The sequence below is a fragment of the Henriciella sp. genome, from assembly GCF_029936995.1.
Lineage (GTDB): Bacteria > Pseudomonadota > Alphaproteobacteria > Caulobacterales > Hyphomonadaceae > Henriciella.
Window position 1 is genome coordinate 460,526 of the sequence record NZ_JAPYRE010000002.1, and the last position, 26,145, is coordinate 486,670.

27 protein-coding genes and 1 tRNA gene are annotated in these 26,145 nt (G+C 59.6%); 14 read left to right on the plus strand and 14 right to left on the minus strand.

All coding sequences use genetic code 11. From position 1 onward, the window contains the following. Positions 1–16 precede the first annotated feature (16 nt). From Q1K31_RS06570 to Q1K31_RS06580, 3 genes are all read right to left on the minus strand, one after another. Entirely contained in the window at positions 17–826 is an 810-nt protein-coding gene (locus Q1K31_RS06570; RefSeq protein ID WP_300378007.1) for an inositol monophosphatase family protein, read from the minus strand. Positions 827–859: 33 nt separating this feature from the next. Further along, positions 860–1,252, minus strand: a complete 393-nt coding sequence (locus tag Q1K31_RS06575) for a helix-turn-helix domain-containing protein (protein ID WP_300378010.1) — start codon at positions 1,250–1,252, stop codon at positions 860–862. Between the two features lie 246 nt (positions 1,253–1,498). Further along, positions 1,499–2,386, minus strand: coding sequence for an N-formylglutamate amidohydrolase (locus tag Q1K31_RS06580; RefSeq protein WP_300378013.1), 888 nt, complete (start codon positions 2,384–2,386; stop codon positions 1,499–1,501). A 117-nt stretch (positions 2,387–2,503) separates the two neighbouring features. Here Q1K31_RS06580 and cpdR point away from each other — a divergent pair, with 117 nt between their 5' ends. The 5 genes from cpdR (at position 2,504) to Q1K31_RS06605 (ending at position 6,238) form a co-directional block, all read left to right on the plus strand. Then, the gene (gene cpdR, locus Q1K31_RS06585; RefSeq protein ID WP_300378016.1) at positions 2,504–2,863 is read left to right on the plus strand and encodes a cell cycle two-component system response regulator CpdR; all 360 of its coding nucleotides are present in this window, start codon (positions 2,504–2,506) and stop codon (positions 2,861–2,863) included. A gap of 67 nt (positions 2,864–2,930) precedes the next feature. Then, a tRNA-Val gene (locus Q1K31_RS06590) sits at positions 2,931–3,005 on the plus strand. A 315-nt stretch (positions 3,006–3,320) separates the two neighbouring features. Further along, positions 3,321–3,776, plus strand: a complete 456-nt coding sequence (locus Q1K31_RS06595; protein ID WP_300378019.1) for a TadE family protein — start codon at positions 3,321–3,323, stop codon at positions 3,774–3,776. A gap of 1 nt (position 3,777) precedes the next feature. Continuing rightward, a complete protein-coding gene (locus Q1K31_RS06600; RefSeq protein ID WP_300378022.1) occupies positions 3,778–5,508 on the plus strand; it encodes a TadG family pilus assembly protein in 1,731 nt (576 codons plus the stop codon). A 91-nt stretch (positions 5,509–5,599) separates the two neighbouring features. Further along, the gene (locus Q1K31_RS06605) at positions 5,600–6,238 is read left to right on the plus strand and encodes a hypothetical protein (protein ID WP_300378025.1); all 639 of its coding nucleotides are present in this window, start codon (positions 5,600–5,602) and stop codon (positions 6,236–6,238) included. Here the strand turns inward: Q1K31_RS06605 and Q1K31_RS06610 are convergent. From Q1K31_RS06610 to Q1K31_RS06620, 3 genes are read right to left on the minus strand one after another with little or no spacing between them, the layout of a single operon-like run. Continuing rightward, positions 6,227–7,249 carry a low specificity L-threonine aldolase gene (locus tag Q1K31_RS06610; protein ID WP_300378028.1) on the minus strand — a complete coding sequence of 341 codons (1,023 nt, stop codon included), beginning with the start codon at positions 7,247–7,249 and terminating at the stop codon, positions 6,227–6,229. The genes Q1K31_RS06605 and Q1K31_RS06610 overlap by 12 nt on opposite strands. Beyond that, positions 7,249–8,013: an SDR family oxidoreductase gene (locus Q1K31_RS06615; protein WP_300378031.1), complete on the minus strand. Its 765-nt coding sequence runs from the start codon at positions 8,011–8,013 to the stop codon at positions 7,249–7,251. Before Q1K31_RS06615 ends, Q1K31_RS06610 begins: the two co-directional genes overlap by 1 nt. Then, a complete protein-coding gene (locus tag Q1K31_RS06620) occupies positions 8,006–8,995 on the minus strand; it encodes a calcium/sodium antiporter (RefSeq protein ID WP_300378034.1) in 990 nt (329 codons plus the stop codon). Before Q1K31_RS06620 ends, Q1K31_RS06615 begins: the two co-directional genes overlap by 8 nt. A 188-nt stretch (positions 8,996–9,183) precedes the next feature. On the opposite strand from Q1K31_RS06620, the gene Q1K31_RS06625 reads away from it, so the two are divergent. Continuing rightward, positions 9,184–9,642 carry an NUDIX domain-containing protein gene (locus Q1K31_RS06625; RefSeq protein ID WP_300378037.1) on the plus strand — a complete coding sequence of 153 codons (459 nt, stop codon included), beginning with the start codon at positions 9,184–9,186 and terminating at the stop codon, positions 9,640–9,642. Between the two features lie 9 nt (positions 9,643–9,651). Here the strand turns inward: Q1K31_RS06625 and Q1K31_RS06630 are convergent, their stop codons facing one another. Genes Q1K31_RS06630 through Q1K31_RS06640 form a run of 3 tightly spaced genes read right to left on the minus strand, consistent with a single transcriptional unit; the run spans position 9,652 to position 12,528 of the window. Next, positions 9,652–10,266, minus strand: coding sequence for a CDP-alcohol phosphatidyltransferase family protein (locus Q1K31_RS06630; protein ID WP_300378040.1), 615 nt, complete (start codon positions 10,264–10,266; stop codon positions 9,652–9,654). Between the two features lie 5 nt (positions 10,267–10,271). Then, positions 10,272–12,161, minus strand: a complete 1,890-nt coding sequence (gene uvrC / locus Q1K31_RS06635; RefSeq protein ID WP_300378042.1) for an excinuclease ABC subunit UvrC — start codon at positions 12,159–12,161, stop codon at positions 10,272–10,274. 52 nt (positions 12,162–12,213) lie between these two features. Further along, positions 12,214–12,528 (minus strand): hypothetical protein, encoded by a 315-nt coding sequence (locus Q1K31_RS06640; protein WP_300378044.1) that lies wholly within the window; start codon positions 12,526–12,528, stop codon positions 12,214–12,216. Between the two features lie 176 nt (positions 12,529–12,704). On the opposite strand from Q1K31_RS06640, the gene Q1K31_RS06645 reads away from it, so the two are divergent. Both Q1K31_RS06645 and Q1K31_RS06650 read left to right on the plus strand, forming a co-directional pair. Continuing rightward, entirely contained in the window at positions 12,705–13,916 is a 1,212-nt protein-coding gene (locus tag Q1K31_RS06645; protein ID WP_300378046.1) for a pyridoxal phosphate-dependent aminotransferase, read from the plus strand. Between the two features lie 130 nt (positions 13,917–14,046). Then, positions 14,047–14,511 (plus strand): Dps family protein, encoded by a 465-nt coding sequence (locus Q1K31_RS06650; RefSeq protein ID WP_300378048.1) that lies wholly within the window; start codon positions 14,047–14,049, stop codon positions 14,509–14,511. A gap of 212 nt (positions 14,512–14,723) precedes the next feature. On the opposite strand, the gene Q1K31_RS06655 is transcribed toward Q1K31_RS06650, so the two are convergent. Together Q1K31_RS06655 and Q1K31_RS06660 are read right to left on the minus strand one after the other, a co-directional pair. After that, the gene (locus Q1K31_RS06655) at positions 14,724–15,638 is read right to left on the minus strand and encodes a LysR family transcriptional regulator (protein ID WP_367187538.1); all 915 of its coding nucleotides are present in this window, start codon (positions 15,636–15,638) and stop codon (positions 14,724–14,726) included. Positions 15,639–15,712: 74 nt separating this feature from the next. Beyond that, positions 15,713–16,330: a helix-turn-helix transcriptional regulator gene (locus Q1K31_RS06660; protein ID WP_300378052.1), complete on the minus strand. Its 618-nt coding sequence runs from the start codon at positions 16,328–16,330 to the stop codon at positions 15,713–15,715. Positions 16,331–16,430: 100 nt separating this feature from the next. On the opposite strand from Q1K31_RS06660, the gene Q1K31_RS06665 reads away from it, so the two are divergent. Together Q1K31_RS06665 and Q1K31_RS06670 are read left to right on the plus strand one after the other, a co-directional pair. Beyond that, positions 16,431–16,781: a DUF952 domain-containing protein gene (locus Q1K31_RS06665; protein WP_300378054.1), complete on the plus strand. Its 351-nt coding sequence runs from the start codon at positions 16,431–16,433 to the stop codon at positions 16,779–16,781. Continuing rightward, complete coding sequence (locus Q1K31_RS06670; protein ID WP_300378056.1) at positions 16,781–17,905, plus strand: quinone-dependent dihydroorotate dehydrogenase; 1,125 nt, start codon at positions 16,781–16,783, stop codon at positions 17,903–17,905. Before Q1K31_RS06665 ends, Q1K31_RS06670 begins: the two co-directional genes overlap by 1 nt. On the opposite strand, the gene Q1K31_RS06675 is transcribed toward Q1K31_RS06670, so the two are convergent. Continuing rightward, the gene (locus Q1K31_RS06675; protein ID WP_300378058.1) at positions 17,856–19,184 is read right to left on the minus strand and encodes an MATE family efflux transporter; all 1,329 of its coding nucleotides are present in this window, start codon (positions 19,182–19,184) and stop codon (positions 17,856–17,858) included. The genes Q1K31_RS06670 and Q1K31_RS06675 overlap by 50 nt on opposite strands. A gap of 29 nt (positions 19,185–19,213) precedes the next feature. On the opposite strand from Q1K31_RS06675, the gene Q1K31_RS06680 reads away from it, so the two are divergent. The 4 genes from Q1K31_RS06680 (at position 19,214) to Q1K31_RS06695 (ending at position 25,247) form a co-directional block, all read left to right on the plus strand. Next, the gene (locus Q1K31_RS06680; protein WP_300378060.1) at positions 19,214–20,155 is read left to right on the plus strand and encodes a histone deacetylase; all 942 of its coding nucleotides are present in this window, start codon (positions 19,214–19,216) and stop codon (positions 20,153–20,155) included. Positions 20,156–20,197: 42 nt separating this feature from the next. Then, positions 20,198–22,039: a DNA helicase RecQ gene (gene recQ / locus Q1K31_RS06685; RefSeq protein WP_300378062.1), complete on the plus strand. Its 1,842-nt coding sequence runs from the start codon at positions 20,198–20,200 to the stop codon at positions 22,037–22,039. A 73-nt stretch (positions 22,040–22,112) separates the two neighbouring features. Next, positions 22,113–23,666: a carbon-nitrogen hydrolase family protein gene (locus tag Q1K31_RS06690; protein WP_300378064.1), complete on the plus strand. Its 1,554-nt coding sequence runs from the start codon at positions 22,113–22,115 to the stop codon at positions 23,664–23,666. 327 nt (positions 23,667–23,993) lie between these two features. Next, positions 23,994–25,247: an MFS transporter gene (locus Q1K31_RS06695; protein ID WP_300378066.1), complete on the plus strand. Its 1,254-nt coding sequence runs from the start codon at positions 23,994–23,996 to the stop codon at positions 25,245–25,247. On the opposite strand, the gene Q1K31_RS06700 is transcribed toward Q1K31_RS06695, so the two are convergent. After that, positions 25,212–25,625 carry a PaaI family thioesterase gene (locus Q1K31_RS06700; protein ID WP_300378068.1) on the minus strand — a complete coding sequence of 138 codons (414 nt, stop codon included), beginning with the start codon at positions 25,623–25,625 and terminating at the stop codon, positions 25,212–25,214. The two genes, Q1K31_RS06695 and Q1K31_RS06700, sit on opposite strands and share 36 nt — an antisense overlap. Beyond that, the gene (locus tag Q1K31_RS06705; RefSeq protein WP_300378070.1) at positions 25,622–26,140 is read right to left on the minus strand and encodes a PaaI family thioesterase; all 519 of its coding nucleotides are present in this window, start codon (positions 26,138–26,140) and stop codon (positions 25,622–25,624) included. The genes Q1K31_RS06700 and Q1K31_RS06705 overlap by 4 nt, the downstream gene beginning before the upstream one ends. Between the last annotated feature and the right edge of the window lie 5 nt (positions 26,141–26,145).

A 26,145-nucleotide genomic window follows, 5' to 3' on the forward strand; every position in this document is an offset into this window, starting at 1 on the left:
CGGATTGCGCGCTGTTTCAAAGAGCCGAGCGGCGCAGGGATATCAGGGCCTGCTCGAACACCTCTTCGCTGGCTGCGCAGACAATCTGCGAACCGAGCTTTGCCTCGTTGCCACGCCAGTCCCGTGCAATGCCACCTGCGCCGCGCACGACCGGAATGAGAGCGGCGACATCATGGGCCTGAAGGCCCGTTTCACAGACAAGGTCGATCGTGCCCCCGGCAAGACGAGCATAGCCATACGCATCCAGGCCGTAGCGGCTGATCCGCGCAGTGTGGCGCAGATGGGTCCAAGCTCCCTGTTCTGGCGGGGTCATGATGAAGGGGTCGGTGGTCGCGATGACAGCATCGCGCAGGTCATTGCAGGCAGAAACATGCAGCTGCGTACGCGTGCCGTCCTTTTCCAGGAATGTACCGGATGGCCCGCCGATATAGCGTTCACCGAGAACCGGCTGGTCGATCATGCCCAGGACGGGGTGGCCGTCCGGATCGACAAGCGCGATCAGTGTGGTCCAGACGGGCAGACCGGCGAGGAAAGCGCGCGTGCCGTCAATTGGGTCGATCAGCCATGTCCAGCCGGAGGTGCCTTCCTGGCGACCGAATTCCTCGCCATCAATACCGTCATCCGGCCTTTCTGCGGCGAGTATCTCGCGTATGGCTTCTTCTGCGGCCTTGTCGGCGACGGTTACCGGATCATAGCGCACCCCTGTGCCGCCCTTGTTCTCGGCAGCGACACCACTGCGGAAATGCGGGCGGATTGCTGTCCAGGCGACATCGGCGAGCCGGCGGGCCAGCTTCAGGGTGCTGTCTTCATTGAATGGCGCAGTCATCACGGCCCGCTTTGAGCCAGCCGGGAGCAGGCGTCAAGCCGCGCCGCTATCGCTCTGATCGCCTTCAAGCGCTTTTGCGAGGTCAAGCAGGCGCCGCCGGGGGCGTTCATCAAGCCGGTAATAGGCGCGGACAAGCTCAAGTGTCTCTTTCTGGCTCAGTATGTCGCCATCGAGACGTTCGGCGTCATTGGCGGCCAGGAGGTCATCACTGTCCATGCCGTCAAAAAAGTACTGAACCGATACATTCAGGGCCTTCGACAGGTCGAACAGTCTCGACGATGTCATACGGTTTGCGCCACACTCGTATTTCTGGATCTGCTGGAAGCGTACTCCGACCTCACCGGCAAGTTCTTGCTGTGTCAGTCCCAGCAGCCTCCGGCGGCGGCGCAGTCTCTTGCCAACGTGCAGGTCGGTCGTATCGGTCATATGTGGTTCTCCAGTCGAGAAATTCCGGTATGGGCGTCCCGGATTGAATGTCTGGAGATCTCCCGAGCAAACTTCGTGCCGGGCATGTGTGCCAGCTTGCCGCATGCAGAAATGCAAGGATCATGGATTTTGCCCTTGCAATTTGTGCGCCGCACAATAATATGAGTTTCAGCACTGCGGTGCTAACGCCTTCTGGCGTTTCCTCCCTTTACCTTTTTGGCCGTGCCTTTTGGCACGGCCTTTTTTTTACGGGCAGATGCGCAGGGAAAGCTGGACGACTTCGGCCATCATGTCCTGTAGCACGTCTCTCAGGGCGTCGGCCTGGGGCAGCAGTTCGACATTCATCTCATCCAGATAGAGGGCGCGGTTTATCTCGATCTGCAATGCGTGCGCGCCCCGCTGTGGCCGGCCATACATGCGCGTCGTGTAACCGCCGGCATAGGGTGCATTCCGTGTTACGCTGAGGCCATGCTTGCGGAATGTGCGTTCAGCGAGGCCCGTCAGCTTGCTTGTGCAGCTCGAGCCGAACCTGTCGCCGAGGACAATGTCAGGCAGGTTCGGGCGGCCGGGCTGTCGCGACGGCATGGAGTGCATGTCGAGCAGGATCATGCTGCCAAAATCCTGACGCAGTGCAGCAATTTCGTCGCCGAGCGCCTGATGATAGGGCGCGTGAGTCCCGAGAAGCCGGGCTTCGCCATCCGCCGTGCTCAGCTTTTTCGCATAAATCGTTTCCCCGCCCGCACCAATGCGGGGCAGGCAGCCCAGACCTGCCTGGACTCGCGGTGTCGGCGTGGCGACAGGGCCGGGCGGGCGTCCCTCGAACATGCCGGCATCGAGTTCTCGCGGATCGCGGTTGAGGTCGACATAGGAACGCGCATGTGTTGCTGCGATCAGGGTCGCTCCGAGGTCCGGTGCCTTGTCTATGAGCCTGTCGACATAGGCATCTTCGGTCCGCCGCAAGTCCATGAGCGGAACGCACAGGTTTGATACCAGGGCCTCGGGATAGTGTGTGCCGCTATGCGGGGACGCGATAAGCACGGGGGCGCGCTCATCCTGGGGGCGCGCGAGCGTGTAGGCTCTTTCAGGTCTTGCGGGGCCTTCAAGCGGGCCTTGTTCTTTTTCCACAACGCTCATTATCAGGATGGTTTACCAATTCAGGGTGAGGTCAAGTGCATATCACGTTCACGCGGAATTTACCCGCAGTGTGCTCTGTGGGATTATAGAATTCAATTCATACCGGGGCATGGGCCGATGAGCAAAATCCTTCTGGCTGAAGATGACGAGATGATGCGGACGTTTCTCGCCGCATCGCTCAAGCGTGCAGGCCATGAAGTGCAGCACTATGAGGATGGCGAGACCGCGCTCTCGGCGCTCGAACGCGAAGTCTTCGACCTGCTGCTTACCGATATCGTGATGCCGGGGATTGACGGCATCGAACTTGCCCGGCGCGGTGCGGAGCTCGATCCGGCGATGAAGATTGTTTTCATTACGGGATTTGCGGCTGTAGCCCTTGCTTCTGGTGCGCCAACGCCTGCTGGCGCGAAAATCCTGTCGAAGCCTTTCCACCTTCGTGAGCTTGTTGAAGAAGTCGACCGGGTGATCGCGGCCTGACATTCACAGTCATTACGGGCTTGACTTCGGCGCCTCCAGGTCCGATTAGGGCCGCTTCCAGACGGATGGGCGGTTAGCTCAGCGGTAGAGCACTACGTTGACATCGTAGGGGTCACTGGTTCGATCCCAGTACCGCCCACCATCTTTTCCAGAAAATTCGGCTTCTGCCTTTTAACCAGTATTCATGGGCCTGAGCGGCCTGTGAGGCGGCTGATTTGAATTTTTATTATATCATATAGAATACTCTATAAGTATTAATTTCTGGCGCATTGCGACTCAATTGCGGCTTGTGTTTTATTCTATAAATATCAGTGACTTGCGAAGGTGCTCTTTGTTGCGGGCCGTATGGCCGGTAAAAGTCGAAAGTCTATAGCAGCACTCTGGTAACTTTTGCGCCCGGATAATCCACCTGAAAGCTAGGAAATCAACCTCAAACGCGTCCTGCGTTAAGGTTTATATGCCGAAAGCTGGAAGGGGGAGTTTTGTGGGTAGAATAAATTATAAATATAAAAAATGCATTCATGGTGTTGCGGCTGTAGAGTTTGCAATAATTACTCCAGTATTCATGCTTATGCTTCTGGGTATTATTGCGTATGGCGTGTTTTTCGGTGCCGCCAATTCGGTCCAGCAGCTAGCAGCGAATAGTGCGCGCGCGGCTATGGGCGGTCTGGACATCGAGGAAAGACAGGCGCTCGTCGACAGCTATGTCGAAACTTATCTTTCCAAGGACGGTCTTTTGGTCGACGACCACCTGACAGTCGTTGTCGAGCCACATGACGATGATGGCACTCTGCTATCGGTTCGAGTCGCATACGATGCCCGCGAATTACCGGTCTGGAATCTGTATGCCGGGCTGCCGCTTCCACAAAAAATCATAGAGCGCAATGCGCTGATCAGAACAGGGGGGTCCTGAGATGGGGGGATTTGGAAAAGCCTGGGCGGTGGTTTCCGGCTGGCCAGCTAATGCGCGTGGGAATGTCGCAGTCATTGCGGCCATTTGTGCGCCAATGATCGCAGTCATGGCGGCTCTCGCGGTAGATACAGGCGTCATTGCTTCAGAAGAGCGGCGCATGCAGGGGCTGGTCGATATTGCTGCGATAAGTGCGGCTGGCGATATCGAGAATGCAAAACAGGCAGCTTACTCGGCCCTCGCCGTGAACGGCTTCGGCGGCAAGTACACGGTCAACGCGGAAACGGGCGCGCTGTCTGACAAGCTCAAGGCGCGGCTGGACGAAAGTGTGAATGTCGCAACCGGGCGCTACAAGCCTGATCCGGAGATGCGCTTCGCCAGCCGGTTCGTTGAGGGCGGTTACCCCGTAAATGCGGTTCGGGTGCGGATCGAGAGAGAACAGCCCCGCTATTTTGGAGCTTTTGCCAACGGGCGTCAGGATATCGTTGTAACCGGTACTGCCGCTGTAACCTCGGAAGCGGCAATTTCGGTCGGCTCCAGGCTGCTTGGCCTGAACGACGGCATCCTGAATTCCCTGCTGAGTAAACTCACAGGCTCGGAGGTCGAACTTTCAGTCATGGACTATCGCGCGCTGGCGAAGGCTGATGTCGATTTGCTCAAGATGTTCGATGCGCTTGCGACAGACCTGGAGCTTGATGCTGCCACGTATGACGATGTTCTGGATTTCAATGTCGCGCTCGCTGATCTCGCGGATGCCATGGCCGAAGTGGCAGGGGATGACTCACGCGCCATTGCGGCGCTTGGATCCCTGGCGGGGATACCGGGCTTCGCTGAGGTCACAGTGCCGTTGGCGACGCTGTTTGACCTTGGGTCGGCGGGCAGCGCGTCGCTGGGAACCCCGGCCAAGGGGCTCGATCTGAATGTTGATGCCCTCCAGATGCTTTCGGCTGGTGCAATCGTGTCGAATGGGGAGAACCAGATTGATCTCGATCTCGATGCGGATGTACCGGGGCTGGTCGCGGTCAAGGCGTCTCTCCTGGTCGGAGAGCGGCCACGGGGCACAACCTGGTTTTCCCTTTCTGATCATTCTGGCGGTGTCGCATCGACCGCACAGGCTCGTCTCTTCCTTGAAACCAAGTTGGCCGGCCTCGACCTGCTTGGAGGGGACCTCGTCCGCCTGCCGCTATATCTGGAACTGGCCCCGGCTGAGGCCACTGTGTCCAGCGTGGTGTGCAAGTCCGGCCGGCAGGCTGCAGACCGGGTGGATATCGATGTGACGCCCGGCATCCTGACGCTGCGAATCGCGGACCTGAAAAGCGGGATTGAATCTGTGACCCGGACGCAGAGGTTCCGGCCCGCAGAAATCCTGGATGCGCGTCTGGTCAGGATAAAGGCATCTGCCCATTCCAGCATGGTTTCCAGCGAGCCGACGCGTCTTCGTTACTATTCCCGCGAGATCGGAAGTGGTGAGCCGAAAACAGCGAGAACGCAGGATGTGCTGGGTGAAGCGCTGGAATCGGCTGTGCGCGATCTTGAGCTGGATGTGGATGTGGCGGGCTTGAGCCTGGTGTCGCCAAAAGTCGTGCAGAAGCTTGTCGGCGGTGTGCTCGGGGAAGCTGTCGAACCGGTCGATGAGCTGGTGTTCAACCTGACCACGGCGCTCGGCCTGGGGCTCGGTGAAGCTGATGTCTGGGTCCACGATGCGCGGTGCAATCGTTCGGTTCTCGTTCAGTAAGGCAAATATGGGGGGCGACATTCACACCGAAAATGTCTATCAATAAAAGCTATAAATGTAGATTGATGTATAGGATTTTCACGGGGGCGAGATGGCGAGACCCGCAGGCGTTCGCAATCAGGATTTTGAGGTCAAACGTCGAGTGCTGCTGCAAAAACTAACGGATTATGCGTTGCAAGATGGCGTCGAGCTGCCGTCCTTTCGCCAGCTGGCGATTGCAGCGGAGACATCTGAACCGACGCTTAGACATTATTTTAGCAATCGCAGCGGTGTTGTGGTCGCTATAATGGAGTACCTGCACGATATATCCGGCTACATGCGAGACGGCCTCAGTAAGCCGGATAACAGTATCAGGGAAGGGCTTGAGAGTTACCATGAGAAGCTCATGGACTTCATGCGCAACAGTCGACTGATCGTAGCGCACGCGTTTGGCATCCGGGAAAGCATGTCAGATGCCGCTGCTCGAGAGGCGTATCTGAAGTATCTTCTCATGCCGAGTGCGGATGCCCTGACAGAAAAGCTGGCACATACTGAGGGTGGCCCTGAAAATCATGATACAGCGCATGCGGCCGCCATGATGTTGATGTCTTCCTCCCTGATGATGATTCTTCACCAGGAGCTGCTTGATGGTAAGAAGCACATGCCCATAGATGTCGATTGGTATCTGAGCCTTGTGAGGAACTGGCTGCGGGATGGTCTGGAAGCCAATCCGGAGGGATTAGACAACTAGTTTGGAGAGGCGTTCCACTGTGTCTTCACCGGTCTTCCAGTTGGTTACCAGCCTGTAGCTGCCCTCAAGCCAGGGATAGAAGCTGGCACCGGCCTGGCGCAGCGCATCAGCAACCTTGTTATCAAGGCGCACGAATATCTCATTGCCCTGTACCGCGTGAAGCAACTCCGTTCCTGGATGCTTGCAAAGCATGTCTGCCACCTGTTTCGCGCGCTGGTTGGCCGTTGCGGCAAGATCGAGCCACAATCCGCCGTCCAGCATGGCAAGCGCCTGTGCCGACAGATAACGCATCTTGGGCGGCATATGCCCGGCGCGCTTGGCGCGGGCGCGAAGCTCTGGAGCCTTTTTCCGGGCCTCGCCAAAAAGAATGATGATCTCACAGCCAACAGCGCCGGTCTTCGTCAGGCCAAGGCAGAGCACGTCGATACCAGCCTGCCAGCTCATCTCTGCGAGGGAAGCGCCTGTATTCACAAGCGCATTCGCGATCCGCGCGCCGTCTAGATGAACGGTGAGCCCGGCTTCCCTTGCCAGCGCGGCATAATGGGCAAGGGTTTCGCGGGAATAGGCTGTTCCGCTCTCTGTCAGGTTCGTGAGTGACAGGACGTGAGCAGGGGTTTCGTGAACAAACCCGTGATCAATGGCGGCCAGGGCCTGACGCAGGGCGGTCTCGTCAATCTGTGCGCCCTTCCCGCCGAGGAGCTGCAGCTTGCCGCCGCCGGAAAAGAACTCAGGCGCACCGCGTTCATCGCGGGCGATATGGGATTCTTCGTGACACAGGACTGCACCGGTTGGCGGGCAGAAGCAGGAGAGTGCCAAAGCGTTCGAGGCGGTGCCGGAGGCGCAAAGCCAGAACTCAAAGTCTTCGGTTTCAAGTGTGCGCGCCAACACCTCGCGCAGGTGCTTACTGACAGAATCATTGCCATAGCTGGGCTCTGTGCCGGAATTCACACGCGCCATTGCTTCAAGGACGGCGGGGTGGGCTGGCGCGGAGGTGTCAGACGAAAAATCCATCAGTCAGGCGTATCCGGCGTTTGCCACATGAGGTGCTGGCCGCCATCTGTGGCAATCATCTGCCCCGTGACGCTGCTGGCGGCGATCAGGTAACGCAGGGCGCGTACGATCTCGTCGGGGCTTGAGCCTTCCTGCGTCAGCGTCGCGCGGCGTTCGGCGTCAAATTCGTCTTCGCTCTGGTGAACACTTTGCAGGGTGGGACCGGGCCCGATTCCATTCACGCGTATGTTCGGTGCCAGCGCCTGGGCGAGGGTTTGGGTTGCGGTCAGGAGGCTCGCCTTGGAAAGCGTGTAGGAGAAGAATTGCGGATTGAGCTTCCAGACCCGCTGGTCGATCAGGTTCACAATCAGGCCCTTCATACGTTCGGGCAGTGCGTTGGCGAAGGCCTGCGAAAGCGCGACGGGCGCACGCAGATTGGCCTCGAAGTGGAGGTCCCACGTCTGGCGGTCATGATTGCGGGCAGTATCGTCCTCGAAGATCGAGGCTGAGTTGACGAGTAGCGTCAGTGGTCCGCCAAGTTGCTCGGATGCGGCGGGGATCAGTGCGGCGAGGTCTTTCTCTTCGGTGAGGTCGCCCTGAACGGTTACGGCCCTGCCGCCATGTGCTTCGATAGCCTGGGCTGCCTCCCGGGCGCCTTCTGCGGAAGACCTGTAATGCACGGCAACGGCCCAGCCGTCTTCGCCAAGCGCTTCTGCCATTGCGCGGCCAATGCGTTTGCCCGCTCCGGTAATGAGGGCCCTTTTTTCCTGCACCGTCCTAGCCACCAATCAGTTGTCCTGCCTCGGCGGATATATTCCAGCCATTCACGAGGCCATAGATGTAGATGCAATAGACCAGCAGCATGGCAAGGCCTGCAAGGCGTGTGATCCGGCTTTTCGGAATGACGAAGAGGCCGAGCGTTATGGCAGCTGCGCCCATGGCCCAGTGATCGAACTGGGCGAAAGTCGGGGCCGGGCTTATCGGGCCGAACAGGGAGACAATGGCCCCGGCGCCCAGCAGGTTGAAGATGTTGGAGCCGATGACATTGCCGATCACCACGTCGCCACGCCGGCGCAGGGCGGCCGCAAGCCCGGCTCCCAGCTCTGGAAGCGAGGTGCCGATGGCAAGCAGGGTCAGCCCGATGATCTCTTCCGGAATCTGGTATTGCCGGGCAAGCCCGACACCACCTTCGACAATCAGGTGCGCGCCTAGCGGAAGGCCGACAATCCCGATAAGGAGGCCGACTATCATACCCAGCGTGCCCTGCGCGCCCTCTTCGGTGTCGAGACCGACATCCATGCCCTTGCGCAGGGCATCAGACGTCCACCAGAGCATCAGGAGCGAATAGATGACCAGACCGGCCAGAAGCGCGATGCCAAAAAGCGGCGTCAGCGGATAGAAAGCGGTCCATGTGATCCAGCCGACTGTGACGAGCAGCATGATCCAGTAGGAGCGCCTTAGCCCGAACTGGTTGACGGCCAGCGGGATGAGGAAGGCCGGCGCGGCCAGCACAAGCCAGATATTGGCAATGTTCGAGCCGACGATATTGCCGAGCGCCAGACCCGGGTCGCCCTGGAGAGCGGCATCCAGCGACACGACCATTTCAGGCGCGGAAGTGCCGAAGCCGACAATCAGGATGCCGGCCACGAGCGGTGATACCCCAATCCTTCGCGCAAGCGTAACGGCGCCATTGACGAGGTAGTCACCGGCCAGAGCGAGAATGACAAGGCCGCCGATGAGGGCTGCTAGGAGTCCTGGATCAGGCAAATGTCACCCGGTCTGACCTAGTCCAGACGGCGATAGTCGATGAAGTTCAACAGCCCGAATATGAGGACAGTCACGCCAATCGCGATGAGTGCAAACATGTCTAGCTCCCCTGAAGTCCTTGCGTTGCGGCGCTTGATAGACTGTGTTTTCTGCTTTGGCGAGCCCTCATTTCACAGGAGTGACATAACGTGGCGTCTGTACGCACCCGCCTCTTCCAGTCCTGGTTCCGCCTGACCCGGTCGATGACACTGGGTGTCCGCGGCATCGTGGAGAATGAGGAGGGAGAGGTTCTTCTAGTCAGGCACACCTATACGCGCGGGCTCTATTTCCCGGGAGGTGGCGTCGAGAAGGGCGAAACCTCGATGCAGGCCCTCATACGCGAACTGGCCGAAGAGGCCGGTGTGCAGCCTGTTCCAGTGCCTCGACTGCTAGGCATTTATTCCAACCATCGCGTGTTCGCGAACGATCATGTGGTCCTCTATCACATACCGGCCGGTCGCTGGCAGGCGTGCAGGAGCGATAGCGAAGGTGAAATTTCGGAAGTTATCTGGGCAGATCCGGTCAATCCGCCTGAAGATATTACGCCGGGCACGGCCAGACGGTTGCGTGAGGTTTATGCGCAGGGGCCAAACGACGGCCACTGGTAGTCCTGCATATCACCCCCTGGCGAGCGCGGAGACATAGTTTGTCGCCGTCATCACGGACATGACTGCGGCGATCCACAGGCCCAGCATTCCCACGATCCAGGGTGTTCGGGCGATGACCCACAGGACTGAATACGGGTCACTCCCTGCGGCCAGATAGCTGAATGCGATTCCCAATAGCACGCTGGCAAGCGAGGTCAGAACGACGGCAGTCTTCCATTTCGCGGCCGGGCTGACTTTCAGTGTTGAAGGATTTCCCATCGCTTCGCGAACAGCCGTCATCAGGAAGTCGCGTCCGATAATGACAAGGGCAGGCAGCAGGATGAACCAGGCCCAGCGTTCCATGTAAGCCAGCGCAACGAGCGTGGAGGCGGCCAATAGCTTGTCGGCAATCGGGTCGAGCCGTGCCCCGAAACGCGATTCAGCATTCAGCGCTCTGGCAAGTGCGCCGTCGAGCCAGTCGGTAGCGGCGGTGAAAACGAAGACCGCAAAAGGCAGGAAGAGCCACCCCCCGGCTGTCTGGCCGCTGCGGATATCGCCATCCATCTCGAGCAGCATGTAGCCGACCACGAGCGCCAGTGCGCAACGCAGGATTGTTACGGTATTCGGCAGCCATTTAAGCGACATGCACCTCAGCCCTGATTGAAGTGGCCATAAATTCTCTCTGCGAGGCCACGATTGATACCCTCGACGTCTTCAAGATCAGCCAGTTTCGCACGCGAAACACCTTTGGCAGAGCCGAAACGATGTAACAATGCTTTCTTGCGCGCCGGGCCGATGCCGTCAATCTCATCCAGTGGCGAACTCTTGATGTCGGATGACCGCTTTGACCTGTGCGCCCCGATGGCCCAGCGATGAGCCTCGTCACGCAGGCGCTGGAGATAATACAGGACGGGAGTGTCTGGCGGGAGCGTGAAGGGAGCTCCGCGCGGGCGGAAGAATTTTTCCCGTCCAGCATTACGGTCAGGGCCCTTGGCGATGGAGACAAGTGTCAGGTCGTCCGGGCCAAGGCCGAGCTCTTCCAGCGTTTCCAGAACCGCGCTGAGCTGGCCGAGCCCGCCATCAATGAGGACAAGGTCGGGATAGGTTTCGAGGCTGTCGATGGATGTGCCTGCTTCGTCGGCCTCCTTGAGCAGGCGTTTGAAACGCCGCCGCATGACCTCGCGCATCATGCCGTAGTCGTCGCCAGGCTCGATTGCCGTGTCCTTGATGTTGAACTTGCGATACTGGCCCTTGATGAAGCCTTCCGGCCCGGCGACCACCATGCCGCCGACCGCGTTCGAGCCCTGTATGTGGCTGTTGTCGTAGATCTCGATACGCTTTGGCATGGTCTTGAGATCAAATGCCTTGGCGAGATCCCTGAGCAGGCGTTCCTGGCTGGCCGTCTCTGAGAGCTTGCGTGAGAGGGCCTCGGCGGCATTTCGGCTCGCCTGGGCGACGAGTTCACGCTTGTCGCCTCTCTGAGGGGTGCGAATTTCTACTGCCCGGCTGGCTTTCAGTTCCAGGGCGTCAGCGATCAGGTCTTTCTGGTCCGGGGCCTCATTCGTGAGGATGAGTTTGGGCGGCGGGCGCTTGTTGTAGAACTGGACAAGAAAGGCTGACAGGATTTCAGCGGCGTCCTGTTCCTTCTCGTGGCGCGGGAAGTGGATGGTTGCCCCCCAGTTCTGCCCGGCGCGGATGAAGAAGACCTGTACGGCTGACTGGCCGCCTTCCATGGCGATGGCGAAAATGTCGGCTTCCTCGATGCCATCTGGATTGACATCCTGCTGGGCCCGGACATGGGCAAGCGCACGGATGCGGTCGCGCAGGCTGGCGGCGCGCTCGAAGTCCATTTCTTCGGCAGCCGTTTCCATCTCGCGGGCGAGCTCATCCTGCAGGGCGCCGCTCTTGCCTTTCAGAAAATCAGCGGCCTGTCCGGCGAGATGGTCGTATTCCTTCTGTGAAACGAGCCCCACGCAAGGTGCAGAGCAGCGCTTGATCTGATGCAGCATGCAGGGGCGTGTGCGGCCGGTGAAAACGCTGTCCTCGCACGTACGCAGCAGGAAGGCCTTCTGAAGCGTGTCCAGGGTGCGCGTCACAGCATTCGCGCTGGCAAACGGGCCGAAATAGTCCCCCTTGTCCTGTTTGGAGCCCCTGTATTTCAGGATCTGCGGATAGTCATGATCACGACGGATCAGGATGTAAGGGAAGGATTTATCGTCACGCAGGAGGATGTTGAAACGCGGGCGCAGCGACTTGATCAGGCTGGCCTCGAGCAGCAGCGCTTCTGTCTCTGTTTCTGTGACAACGAATTCCATGCGCGCAGTAAGCGCGATCATGGCTGCAATGCGCTGGGTATGTCCGCCGAGCCGGGCATAGTTCGACACACGGGCCTTCAGGTTGCGGGCCTTGCCGACATACAGGACTTCATCTTTCGTGCCGAACATGCGGTAAACGCCCGGCTTGGCGGGCAGGCGTTTCAGATTGTCCTTGATCACATCGACGCCGCGACGGGCAGGCTGTGAGGAAGCGGTATCCGGCATGGTCCAAGTCTAGGCGCTGTTGGCCCCGCCGCCTAGATTATTGCTGAACTTGTCACTGGAAAAGGAAGGACAGGCTCCCCGCGCCGGTGTCAATCATCAGGCCGAGGGCGAAGGCAAAGACCATGACGAGCACCACCGAGCCGCCAAACTGGCGTCCCGTGCTGCCGGGATCCTTGCCCCGGCGGGACATATTCACGATGAGGAAGAGAAGCAGCAGTATGAAGAGGCAGACGAGTATGATCTGCTCGCCATCGCTGCGGCGCTGAAACCACAACGCTGTCTGGTCAGCATAATAGTGTGCTTCTTGTTTCAGGCGTTTGAAAAACGTCTCGAACGTGCCTGTGGTTACATCTCTCAGCATAATCATTACCGTTTCAACGGGTCCAGATCGATCCACGTACGGTAATGTAACAAGACGAAAGAGCGGTAAAAATCTTGTGGCAAATTACCGCTCGCCGAAACATGTTCCGGCAAGGCGCGGAGCGCTTGCGCTGCGCCGCAGCGGGACCTATGCATGCGGCAATAAGAAAAGGAGTTCCTTCCATGGCATCCGATATCGAACTGAGCCGCGCAGTCGAACGCGTTCAGCCATCAGCCACTCTGGCCGTTACGGCCAAGGCAGGCGAAATGAAAAGAGCCGGCATCGACGTCATTGGGCTCGGCGCAGGCGAGCCGGATTTCGACACGCCGGATCATGTGAAGGAGGCGGCAATCCAGGCCATCCATGATGGCAAGACAAAGTATACCCCGGCAGACGGCATTCCAGAATTGAAGGAAGCGATCTGCGCCAAGTTCAAGCGCGATAACGATCTCGATTACACGCCTGCGCAGATCAATGTGTCGCCCGGCGGCAAGGCGGTGATCTTCAATGCTTTCACGGCAACGCTGAATCCCGGCGATGAGGTGATCGTGCCGGCACCTTACTGGGTCAGCTATCCGGACATGGCGCGTCTTGCAGGCGGCGATCCGGTTTTCATTCCCTGCGGGCCGGATTCCAAATACAAGCTTTCTCCCGAGGCGCTGGAAAAAGCGATCACGAAGAAAACCAAGTGGCTGGTTCTGAACTCCCCATCGAACCCGACTGGGGCAGCTTATACCAAGGACGAACTGCGTGCGCTTGCTGACGTTCTGCTCAAGCATCCGCAGGTATGGATCCTCACCGACGACATGTATGAGCATCTGGTATATGACGGGTTCGACTACTGGACGATCGCACAGGTGGAGCCGGGTCTCTATGATCGCACCCTCACTATGAACGGTGTTTCGAAAGCCTATGCGATGACAGGCTGGCGGATCGGGTTCTGCGGTGGCCCCGAGAAGCTCATCAATACGATGCGCAAGATCATGTCCCAGTCGACATCCAACCCCTGTTCGATCAGCCAGTGGGCAAGTGTTGCGGCCCTGAATGGAGACCATGCCTTCCTCAAGGAACGTAATGATGTCTTCAAGTCGCGCCGTGATCTCGTCGTGAAGGCACTGAATGACTGCGAGGGCCTGAGCTGCATGACACCGGAAGGGGCTTTCTACGTCTATCCGAGCTGTGCAGGCGTGATCGGCAAGACATCGCCTGGTGGCGCGAAGATCGGTTCCGACAAGGATTTCGCCTCGGCCCTTCTGGAAGAGGAAAAGGTTGCCGTGGTGTTCGGTGAGGCTTTCGGGCTGTCACCGGCTTTCCGTATTTCCTATGCGACCTCGACTGAGGCGCTCGAAGAAGCCATGACACGGATCAAGCGTTTCTGCGCAGGTCTGAAATAGATCCCGTAAATGAAAATCAATTTCAATATAAAATAGATTTATGCGCAGGCATCTCAATATCAATTGGGATGCCTGTTCCAGCTTGCCCATATTCAGCTCATAAGAATGCTAATCTTAAAGGAGCTGATCCATGTCTGTAGATATTGGACTTGATAAACAGGACCGGGCCGGATCGATCGAAGCCCTTCGCAAGGTTCTTGGTGATACATATGCGCTTTACTTCAAGACGCACGGTTATCACTGGAATGTCACTGGCCCGCGTTTCAAGGCGCTGCATGAGCTTTTCATGGAGCAGTATACCGAACTCTGGCAGGCGCTGGACGATCTGGCTGAGCGGATCCGTACGCTTGGTGAGTTTGCGCCTGCTTCAAGCGAAGAGATTGTTGCTCACGCGACAATCAAGCCGGACAATGGTGTGCCGGATGCCGAGGACATGATTTCCAACCTTGTTCGCGGTCACGAAATGCTTGCGCAGGTTGCGAAAGAAGGGGTGAAGATTGCCGAAGCTGGCGATGATGCGGCGACTGCTGATCTGCTGACCCAGCGCGCTGCGGCCGCTGAGAAAACAGCCTGGATGCTGCGGTCCAGCCTCTAGGCTTCTGTAAAATATAAAAAATAGGCCCGGCAGCGAATAATCGCGCCGGGCCTTTTAAGTTCGGTTCCTATTTGGAGGGAGGAAACGCACAATCGGAGGATGATGTGCTTATCGCCGGAACCTAGGCTTACGGCGGCATCTAGGGGTTCAGCCGCTGAAAGCCAAGTTGCGATTCAGTAAGAAAGGCATGCGTTTGTGCATGCCTTCGTGGGTTAGCCGGCGCGAAGTTGCAGATTCTCCCGCCGTATGGCGTCGACCTCTGCTGTCAGGAAGTCCCGGAAGGCGGCGATGCGCTTGGAGCGCTTCAAATCACTGGGATAAACAAAGAATAGATCGAAAGCCGGGCCTGTGTGCTCGGGCAGGATCTTGACCAGCCGTGGCACGGCGCTCGCCATGTAATCGGGCAGGTCTGCGATACCGACACCGGCTTCGACGGCACGTAGCATGGCTGGAACGTTGCGGACCATAAGCGTGGCCTTGCGCGGCAGGGTGTCATCCCGTCCCACACGCTGGGCCCAGCTCATTGCGTCAAGAGGTTTGTTTTCCGTGCCATAGCCAATGATGCGGTGATTATCGAGGTCCTGCGGCGTGCGTGGTGTGCCGTGCTGTTTCAGGTATTCCGGTGAGGCGTAGAGGTTGGTCGCTACAGTGCCAAGCTTGCGCTGGATCAGGTCTGACTTGTCAGCCGCCCATAGCCGGATGGCGCACTCGGCTTCCAGCTTCAGCAGGTCATAGGTCTCCCCGTCATCTAGACGCAGGTCGATCCGCATGTCGGGATGGGAATTGATGAAATTGCCGAGGCGCGGCACCAGCCACGTCGATCCGAAAGCAACGGGGGCTGTAACCACGAGGTCGCCCTGGGCGACGTCCTGCTGGTCGCGCAGGGCTGCATGGGCCGATTGTGCGGCGGAGGCCATGTCCATGGTCGAGTGATGCAGTGTATGCCCGGCATCAGTAAGAACCAGCCCACGGGCGTGACGCTGGAAAAGCGATACACCAAGCTGTTCTTCAAGAGCCGATATCTGACGCGAGACGGCTGACTGGGAAATGCCCAGACGTTCTCCCGCGGCCGTCAGGCTGCCGGCTTCTGCCGCAGCGTGAAAAGATTTCAGTTTATCCCAGTCCATAAGGGTCATGGGTTTGCACACGGATTGTCCCTAGGGCAAGCGTATAATGTGCTGCGGTTGCGAAGGCGAAGGGGCTACTGGCTGACCCAGAGAATGCGTGCAAGCCACAGGATGTCAGAAGGTTTGAATGTCCTGTCGGGGTGATCGGGGTTCAGGGAAACAAGTTCCACATGACGCTCGGTCTGGCGGCCGAGCACCTTGGCCATGACTTCACCATCCGTGGTCTTCGCTACGACACGGTCGCCGCGGCGCAGCTGGGCGCCTGGCGCAACAATGATCCGGTCCCCGGCCCGGTAGGCGGGCTCCATGCTGTCGCCTGAAATTTCCAGTGCATAGACCGGCTCGTCGCCCAGGCCTGGAAAACGTACCTCGTCCCAGCTGCCGCCGACGGGAAAACCGGCATCGTCGAAAAAGCCGTCAGCCCCGGCCTGGGCAAGCCCGATCAGCGGTGCAGTTGCGCCTCGCCGGCCTTCGATCAGGGCGGCGAAATCATCCATGCCGGCACCGACAGCCTGAAGCGCGCGTGCAATGCTTTCAGATGAAGGCCAGCGCGGGCGCCCGTCCTTGCTCTGGCGCTTGGACGGGTTGAAGCTCGTCGGATCGAGCCCGGCCAGCTTGGCAAGCCCGGAAGGGCTGAGGCCGTTGCGCTCTGCCAGCCGGTCAATTCCGGCCCAGACTTCTGTATGACGCATGGTTGCCTGCTCCAAAGTCTATGCCATTCCTATCATGGGAATAAATACCTAGCAAGTCAGTATCTTGTCGGAATGTCAAAAGCCTGTTTCAAGCCTTTCCATGATCATTGAGACACATGTCTATAAAATCCTTGGCGCAGACGACCATGCGCGTGCCGTCGAACTGGGCCATACCGATACCGACCTGGATGCGGTGGATGGCTATGTGCATCTTTCAGCGAAAGACCAGGTGCGCGAGACGTTGGCGCTACACTATGCCGGCCACGATGGGGTGCATCTTTACGAGTTTATTGCAGAACGTCTCGGCGGTCATGTGAAGTGGGAAGAATCGCGCGGCGGCCAGCTCTTCCCGCATCTTTACGATACGCTGCGCCTGTCGGAGGCAACCCGCCACTGGGTGCTCGCGCAGGATTCGGATGGTCTTCCTGAACTTCCAGAGGCGCTGCGCTGATGGCTGCGACAGACCTTGCGACACGGCTTGTGCGTCTGCTGCCGCCGGAAGCAGCGCACAAGGCCACGATAAAAGGCCTGAAAGCGGGAATCGGCCTGCCAAGAGTCAGCCCGCTTCAGTGGAATATCCCAGTCAGGCTGCCCAATGCGGGGCTGCACCTGTTCAACCCTGTCGGGCTCGCAGCCGGGTTCGACAAGAATGCTGAAGTGTTCGAGCAGATGCTGCGCTTCGGCTTCGGCTTTGTCGAATGCGGGACTGTTACGCCACAGCCCCAGCCGGGCAATCCCAAGCCGCGCCTTTTCCGGCTCGGCAAGGATGATGCTGTCATCAACCGGATGGGCTTTAACAATGAGGGGCTGCGGGCCTTCACGGCACGCCTGCGCAAGGCGGAAAACCGTTTGTCGCCGATCGGCGCCAATGTCGGGGCCAACAAGGATAGCAAGGACCGGATCGCTGATTACCAGGCTGGTATAAAAGCGGTGTACCCCTATGCCCGCTACATGACGATCAACATATCGTCTCCGAACACACCGGGCCTGCGAGGCTTGCAGGACAAGCGGGCCTTGCAGGAGCTGCTGGAGCGGTGTGGCGGTGCTGTCAGCAAAGCGCAGATGGAATTCAATGTGGAGCTGGCGTCCGAAGGGCGGCTTGAGGAGGAAGATGACTGGAAACCGGTCTTCCTGAAGGTTGCGCCGGATCTCGATGAAGCGGCCATTGGCGATATTATCGAGGCCGTTCGCGGGCCGGGGCACTGGCTTTCCGGGCTGATCATCTCGAACACGACGGTTGAGCGGCCGGACACGCTAATGAGTGCGCATAGATCGGAAACAGGCGGGCTTTCAGGCGCGCCGCTGTTCGAGCGCTCGACGCGGGTCCTGCGGGAGTTTGCATCTGAGCTGATGGGCGAGTTCGACCTTATCGGGGCGGGCGGCATATCCAGCGGCGCAGAGGCGTATGCGAAGATCCGGGCCGGGGCGCACGCCGTGCAGCTCTATTCCGCGCTCGTTTATCATGGGCCGAAACTGGTCGCCGAGATCAACCGTGAGCTGGCCGCGCGGCTTCATGCCGATGGCTTCACGTCTGTCGAGCAGGCTGTCGGGGCTGACTTTCGCGCGTCTGCCTGAGAAGCGCAGGCATGTAAGCGCCGAGTGCCAGAGCCCGCCAGATATACATTGTCATGAAGGCCGACCAGACGCCTGCATTCCCGAAAGCGGGCCTGAGCAGCAGGTCTGTCCCGACATAGAGAAGGCAAGAGATCACACCGGCATTCCGCAGGGCCTTGCCCTGTGTTGCGCCGAGGAAGAAGCCGTCGAGTTGCCAGCAGGGCAGGCCGACTATGGGGACGGCGGCGCAGAAAGGCAGAAAGGCGAGCGCGACCGCGCGGGCTTCAGGGTCGGCGACGAAATTGCTGATGAGCCAGCCCCCGCCGACGAAGTAGGCAAGCGAGATCAGTACGCCGAAGGCAAAGGCGAGTTCTGTCGTCAGCCGCATGGCCCGCATCAGCCGCGCCCGGTTTCGTGCACCATAGGCTTCACCGATTTCCTTTTCCGCCACGAAGGCAAAGCCATCGAGAACGAAGGCGGAAACGCTGACGAATTGCAGGAGGACTTCATTGCCCGCGAGTGTGGCTGTGCCAAGGCTCGCGCCAGAATTTACGAACCAGGCAAAACAGAAGAGCAGCGCCAGGGTCCGGATCAGGATATCGCGATTGGCGTTGATGAGCGCGGCGAGGCGGGTGCGGTCAAACAGGTGCTGTGAGCGCACAAGCCTGCCACGCACAATGACCAGTCCGAAGGCAAGCGCGACCCATTCGGCAATCGCCGTACCTGCGCCGATGCCGGCCGGCCCCCAGCCAAGCCCGGCGACAAACCAGATATCCAGCGCGGCATTCGTGCCGTTCATCACGATCTGGAACGCCAGAAGCTGCCCGGTGCGGCCCGTGCCGAGCAGCCAGCCGGTTATACCGTATCCCATGAGCACGGCAGGTGCGCCCCAGACACGCGCGTCGAAATACTCCCTCGCGAGTGACTTCACTTCTTCGCCGGCAGAGAACGGCTCGAAGACAAGAAGGCGTAGAAGCGGCGACAGGAGAAGGATCGCAAGACCGAGTGCAGCGCCGAGCAGCAGGGCGCGTTGCAGGACTGAGTCAACCTCGATCCGGTCTTCCGCGCCTGAGGCCTGTGCAGTGAGGCCGGTTGTCGACATGCGCAGGAAGCCGAACGCCCAATAGAGGAAGTTCATGACCACGGCGGCGACGCCTACGGCACCTAGATCGAACTTCGTGCCATAGAGCCCCATGACGGCCGTATCGACGACACCGGTCGAGGCGGTTGCCGCCTGGGCCAGCATGACTGGCACGGCAAGGCCCATGACCTTGTTGCGTGAGAGAGGCTGAGCAGTCATCGCCCGTGGCATATTGGGCGCTGACACGCTTGACAATCTCCAGTGTGGCGACACCTCCTGAAGTCATGTCCCTGCCGATTGTGCACCATGCCGATTATGACGCCATCAGCGTGCCGGATGCTCACCGCTTCCCGATGCGGAAGTATACTCTGGTCGCCGACCTGCTGCGCCAGCGCGGCGCGAGTTTCACTGTGCCTGCCCACGCTCCGGAGAGCTGGCTGCATCTTGCGCATGACCCGGCCTATGTCACAGCCGTCCTGACCTCCTCGGTAGAAGAAAAGACAGCGCGCCGGATCGGATTCGAGATGACACCTGCCATCGCTGCGCGGACCCGGGCCTCGGTCGGTGGCACCTGTCTGGCGATGCGCCTCGCGCTAGAGCATGGCGCTGCTGTCAGTCTGGCCGGAGGTAGCCATCATGCTCATTACGAAGGCGGGGCGGGTTTCTGCGTCTTCAATGATGTTGCCGTGGCAGCCCGCCTTGCGATTGAAGAGGGGCTTGCCTCCCGGGTCGCGGTCATCGATTGCGATGTCCATCACGGGGATGGCACGGCTGCGATCTTTGCCGGAGAGCCGCGTGTCTTCACAAGCTCCCTGCATTGCGAAGACAACTGGCCGCGCGAGAAACCACCCTCAGACCTTGATGTTGGTCTGCCAAAAGGTGCAGGTGACGGCCCCTATATCGAAGCGCTGGACAATCTGATCGGGCAGGTGTTTGCGCAGGCCAGGCCGGACCTCGTTTTCTATAATGCGGGTGTCGACCCGCACGCCGATGACCGCCTCGGCCACCTTCAACTCAGTGATGACGGGCTGAGGAGCCGCGACCTGCGTGTGGCCGAGGCTTGCGCACGTCACGGTGTCCCGGTCGTCGGCGTGTTGGGCGGAGGCTATTCAAGGGATGCGGAAGCCGTGGCGCGCCGTCATACCTTCATGGTCGATGCGCTTGCGGCGATAACAGCGGTTTCCGCCTGAGCGTGCTTGCGCGCGGCGCGCGACTCCCGGCACAGATCGCTCATGAGTGATGCTGCATTATCTGACACCGGAGAAACGCCACTCGACATGCTTCGGCGTGTCTATGGGTATGAGGCTTTCCGCGGTCTTCAGGCCAGCGTCATAGATGATGTCATGGCGGGTCGGGATGTGCTGGCCGTCCTGCCAACAGGCGGCGGCAAGTCGCTTTGCTACCAGATCCCGGCCATGCTGCGCGAGGGCGTCGGCATTGTTGTCTCCCCCCTGATTGCGCTGATGGCAGACCAGGTAGATGCACTGAAAGTGCTTGGTGTGCGCGCTGAGCGTCTGGACTCCTCCATGTCTTTCGAGGCCAAGACAGCCGCGCTGGAAGCTGCCGCACGGGGTGAGATGGACCTGCTCTACCTGTCCCCGGAAGCCCTTTCGACTGGGCTCGCCGGACGACTGACCCGGCTGCCTGTGTCCATGCTGGCGATCGACGAGGCCCACTGCGTCAGTCAGTGGGGCCATGACTTCCGCCCGGATTATCGCGCCCTCGGGCGGCTGAAGCAGATGTTTCCCGGCGTTCCCCGCATTGCGGTCACGGCGACAGCTGATGAGCGCACGCGTGAGGATATCCTCGCCCAGCTGGCTCTGACAGATCCCGCAACGCATGTCGCCAGTTTTGACCGGCCGAATCTGACGCTTGGTGCCGAGCCGAAAGCGGGCGGACGTTCAGACCGTGTGATTGCGCTGGTCCGTGCCCACAAGGGCGAAAGCGGTATCGTCTATGCCGCCACGCGCGATGGCACCGAGACGCTGGCCGCTGCGTTGGAGCGGACCGGGATACCCGCGCTTGCCTATCATGCCGGACTTGATGCAGAGGTGCGGGCCGAACGCCAGCAGCGCTTCCTGCTGGAGGACGGCTTGACCATGTGTGCGACGGTGGCGTTCGGCATGGGGGTCGACAAGCCGGATGTGCGCTTCGTCATCCACGCTGACCCGCCAAAGACGCTGGAAGCCTACTGGCAGGAGGTTGGACGGGCTGGTCGTGACGGCAAACCTGCGGAGGGGTTTGCCCTGTTCGGGCCGGCCGACATGCGCCGCTCGATCAGCTGGACTGTGGACAGCGACGCGGCCGAAGAGGTCAAGCGTGTTCAACTGACGAAGACCCGGCAACTCTTTGCGTTCTTTAATGGAACTGAGTGTCGGCGCGCGGCGGTGCGGCGCTATTTCGGTGAGGCGGATGTCACTCCCTGCGGAGACTGCGACAACTGCCAGCGTGATCCCGCGGACGGCTTTGACGCGAGCCGGTTTGCGCAGATGGCCGTTTCGGCGGTTATCCGGTGCGGACAGCGCATCGGGCGGGGGCGGCTCATTATTCACCTGCTGGGGCAGGCGAAAGATGGTTTTGATGAGGACCTGCAGACGCTCTCGACCTATGGCATTGGTACGGATCTTTCCAAGCAGGGCTGGAATGCGGTGTTCGATGAGCTGCTTTTCTCCGGCCTGCTGGCTGAGGGCGGCGATGTCATGCGTCCGGTTATCATCGTGCCGGATGCAGATGCTGCGAAGGCCCTCTTCAGGGGTGATGCGCAAGTCTGGCTGCGCAGTGACCCGAATGTACGCAAGCGGCGCAGGCGTGAACGGGCGGCAAGCGCTGATATGTCACTCGAACTTTCTGCGCGTGACCGGGAGTTGTTCGATGCCTTGCGCACCTGGCGTCTCGACACAGCCAAGACCAAGGGTGTGCCGCCTTATGTCATCTTCCATGACCGCACACTTGCCGCCATCGCGCAGGAGCGCCCGGCCTGCCAGGATAGCCTGCGGGCGATTTCCGGCGTCGGGGAAAAGAAAGCCGGCCGCTATGCCGACGAGATTGCCCGGCTTGTCGGCGAGGCGGCCTGAGACCGGAACCCTTGCCAAAACGCTTCGTTGGTCCTTCTTAGGTGAGAGGCTTGCAATTCAATAAGGAGGCTTGATGCCCAGCCAGACAACGAAGGCATCTGTCGTCGTACGCAATGCGACACTTGATGACGTGCCGAAAATCGCAGCGCTGGTGCTCAAGACCTATGGCCGGCCGGCTGACGGCTACACGCCGGGCATGCTGCGCGGGCAGATATCGGCCTTTCCCGAAGGCCAGTTCCTTGTCGAATATGACGGCGAGGTTGTCGGTTATGCCGCAAGCTTCCTGGTGAGCGAAGACCTCGCCATGACGCCGCATAACTGGATCGAGATCACCGGTAATGGCTACGCCGCCCGCCATGATCCTGAAGGCGAGTGGCTTTATGGAATGGAAGTCTGCGTTGACCCGGATATCCGGCGTACACGTATCGGCCAGCGGCTTTACAATGCGCGCCAGCAACTATGTGAATCATGGGAGCTGAAAGGCATTGTCTTTGGCGGACGTATGCCTGGATGGCGGCGCCGGAAAAAGACCTATCCCCAGCCAGAGGATTATGTCGAAGCCGTCCGCGCCCAGAAAATCACAGACCCCGTCATCCGCTTTCACATGCGCAATGGATTCGAGCCGATCGGGGTGATGCGCAACTACCTGCTTGAAGACAAGGATTCAGGCGGCCACGCCACGCATATGGTCTGGCACAATCCGTATGCGGAGGAAATCAAGCAGTCACAGAAGATCACATACTCGATAAAGGAATCCGTGCGTGTGGCCACTGTACAGGTTCAGATGCGCGCAGTGAGCAGTTTTGAAGAGTTCATGAACAATGTGGAGTACTTCGTCGATGTCTGTTCAGACAGGCGGGCCGATTTCGTAGTTTTTCCGGAAATGTTCACACTGCAGCTGCTGGCTTTCGAGAAACGCAAGCTCTCTCCTGCCGAAGCCATCGAGGCGCTGACGCGGTATACACAGCGCTTCATCGACGAAATGCGCGAACTCGCGATTTCCTATAACATCAATATTATCGGTGGCTCGCACCCGACGCGGACCGATGACGGCGATATCCAGAATGTCGCCTATGTTTTCCTGCGTGACGGGTCAGTCCATGCGCAGGAAAAAATTCATCCGACTCCGGACGAACGTCACTGGTGGAACATCAAGGGCGGCGACTCCGTCGATGTTATCCCGACAGACTGCGGCCCGATCGGCGTATTGATCTGCTATGATTCGGAATTTCCTGAACTGGCCCGCCGCCTCACCGACGAGGGCGCGCGTATCCTGTTCACGCCGTTCTGTACGGACTCCCGGCAGGGGCACCTGCGTGTGCGTTATTGCTGTCAGGCGCGCGCCATCGAGAACCAGCTCTATGTGGTGACTTCAGGCTGTACGGGGAATCTGCCGAATGTTGCCAACATGGACGTCAATTACGCCCAGTCGGCTATCATGACACCTTGCGACTACTCATTCGCGCGTGAAGGCATTGCTGCAGAGATTTCCGAAAATGTCGAAGCGGTTGTCATGGCCGATCTTGATCTGACGGATCTTTCCTGGGCCCGTTCACAGGGGACCGTGCGCAATCTCCGTGACCGGCGGTTCGATCTCTATCGTATCGCCTGGAACGACGGCGGGTAGGGTTTAGTCCTCATAAATTTTGTTGCGGAGGCAATCGGATGAGCAAGGGATGCAATGAAAGACGCGCCGGGCGGGCACATGCCCGTCCAGGCGGCTTGATGCAGCAGACCGCCGCTCAGACTGTCGAGGCGTCCGGAGCGGGCCGCGGCGGACAGCGATCTTTTGCCCTCTGGCTGCGTTGCCGCCGCTTGAAAGGTCTCGGCCTTCCTGCGCGCCCGCGCCTCGCCAGCGGCCAAAACTCCGCCGCCCGCCGCGGCAAAATTTGTGAGGACTAAACCCGGCCTCCCGGCGCTCAGCGATAATCGCCCGCTGAGGCTGGGCAGTCTGATGCTGCTCTATGCCGCGCAGGGGGCGCCGGAGGGCCTTCTCTACATAGCGATTCCGGCCTGGTTTGCCGCGCAGGGCGTAAGCGCGGAAGCGATTGGTGGGTATGTCGCCATCATCCTGCTGCCGTGGAGCTTCAAGCTTTTCAACGGCGTGCTGATGGACCGGTTCACCTGGTTGCCCATGGGACGCAAACGGCCATGGCTGATCATTGCCCAGCTCCTGCTGGTCTCGAGCCTGATCTGGTTTTCTGTCCTGACATCGCCAACCGAGAGCCTCTACTGGTTTGCCGCTGCCGGATTCGCGGTGAATTTTGCAGGCGCGTTCCAGGATGTCGCCATTGACGGGATGGCCATCGACATTCTCGATGAGGAGGAACGTGCCAGTGCCAATGGCCTGATGTGGGGCGGCAAGACGCTAGGCACGGCAGGTTTTGCCTTTGTCGGCGGTAGGCTCATCGGGGAGGAGGGCCATGTAATGGCAGCGCTCGTGACCGCATTTTTCGTGGCCGTTGTCATGCTCTTGCCCATCCTGCTACGCGAACGTGCCGGGGAGAAATTGCTGCCCTGGACCAGGGGTGAGGCGGCCCCTGCCGCGCGGGAGCGTCAATTGCGCCAGTGGTGGCCGCTCGTGCGCAACGTCATTGGAGCGATGCGCAAACCGGCCAGTCTCACGCTCGCCGCAGGTATCCTGCTTGCGTTTACGGCTTACGGCCTGAAGACGGCTTTCTCACCGGCGCTTGCTGTGCAGCAATTGGGCTGGGAGCGCGAGCTTTTTACAAACCGTGATGCGCTGGCCGACATGACGGGGGGGCTTTTCGGAATCTTCGTGTCCGGCTGGCTGGCCGACAAGGTCGGTCCGATGAAGGCGCTGGGGGGTGCACTCGCCGGGATGGCGCTCATCAATGGACTGGCCGTTTGGCAATGGAGCTCACCGGATTTCTATTTCGCGTACCTGCTTGTCTATAGCGTGCTCTTCGTCCTGATGTCGGTATGCACCTATGCAATTGCCATGGGGCAATCGCGGGGGAGTGTGGCGGCAACACAGTTCTCCATATTCATGGCGCTCCTGAACCTTGGCACGAGTTTTGGCGCGAGCCGGCTGGAACTTGTGCGGGGGCTTGGCGGATATGAGGCCGCCTTTATGGCGTGCGCCTGTCTCAGCCTTGCCGCCACCGGGTTTTATGCCTTGTCGGTGAGCCTTGACCGTGCGTCTGGCAGCTCAGGTGCTCTCGGCGACGAGGAAATGCGCCTGTAGGCCTGCAACTGGCTTGTCCCGCTCGGCCTGCCAGGCTTCAGCCCGTACGCTGGCCATGCGACGGCCGAGTTTGTGCACGATAGCGCGGGCATAAAGGTCCTCGCCCTTGGCCGAGCGCAGATAGTCGATCGTGATGTTGACCGGTTTGGGCGGGCGCTGAAGGTCTGTCAGCAGGAAAACCTGCGCCATGGCAGTCAGTTCCAGAAAGGCACCCGTGCAGCCGCCGTGCAGGGCATTAATCGCTGCATTCCCTATGAATTTCTCCTGGAAGGGCAGGACTGTGGTCATTTCGTCGCCCATGATTTCGCAGCGCATACCGAGAAAACGTGCGAAGGGTGTTCGCTCCAGAAAGCCTTGCAGTTCGCCAGCGCGGCTCATGACGATTTCTCCGAAAGCATCGCCTGAGCCATCTCGACGGCCTGGTTTCCGCTTGCCCACCGGGTGATGTCATTCAGGGCGAAGGCGCCTGCTGCGGTCGCAATGACTTTTTCCCGGTTGTCGTGAAAGGCCCAGGCATGCGTGAAAGCAACATTACGGGTGACGTGGTAACATTCGGCTTCGGCGAGTATGTCCCGGCCCTTTTCTGCCGGGCGCATGTAATCGATGCGCAGGTCCAGCGTGGCCATAGACTTGGGTTCACTAAGCGCGGTATTAGCCGCGACGCCGCACAGATTGTCGAGCAGGGCCGTGAGCACACCGCCATGAATCACGCCTGAATCGGGATCGCCGACCAGTTCTTCCCGCCAGGCAACTTTTGCAAAGGCGCGCCCCTGTTCGATGCTGGTCAGCTCAAACCCCAACGCTTTCGCCCAGGGGACGCTGGTCATGATTCTCGACGCATTCTGCTGCATCGCCCTGAAAAGAAGGTCCTTGCCCTCTTCTGCATCTGACATCTGGC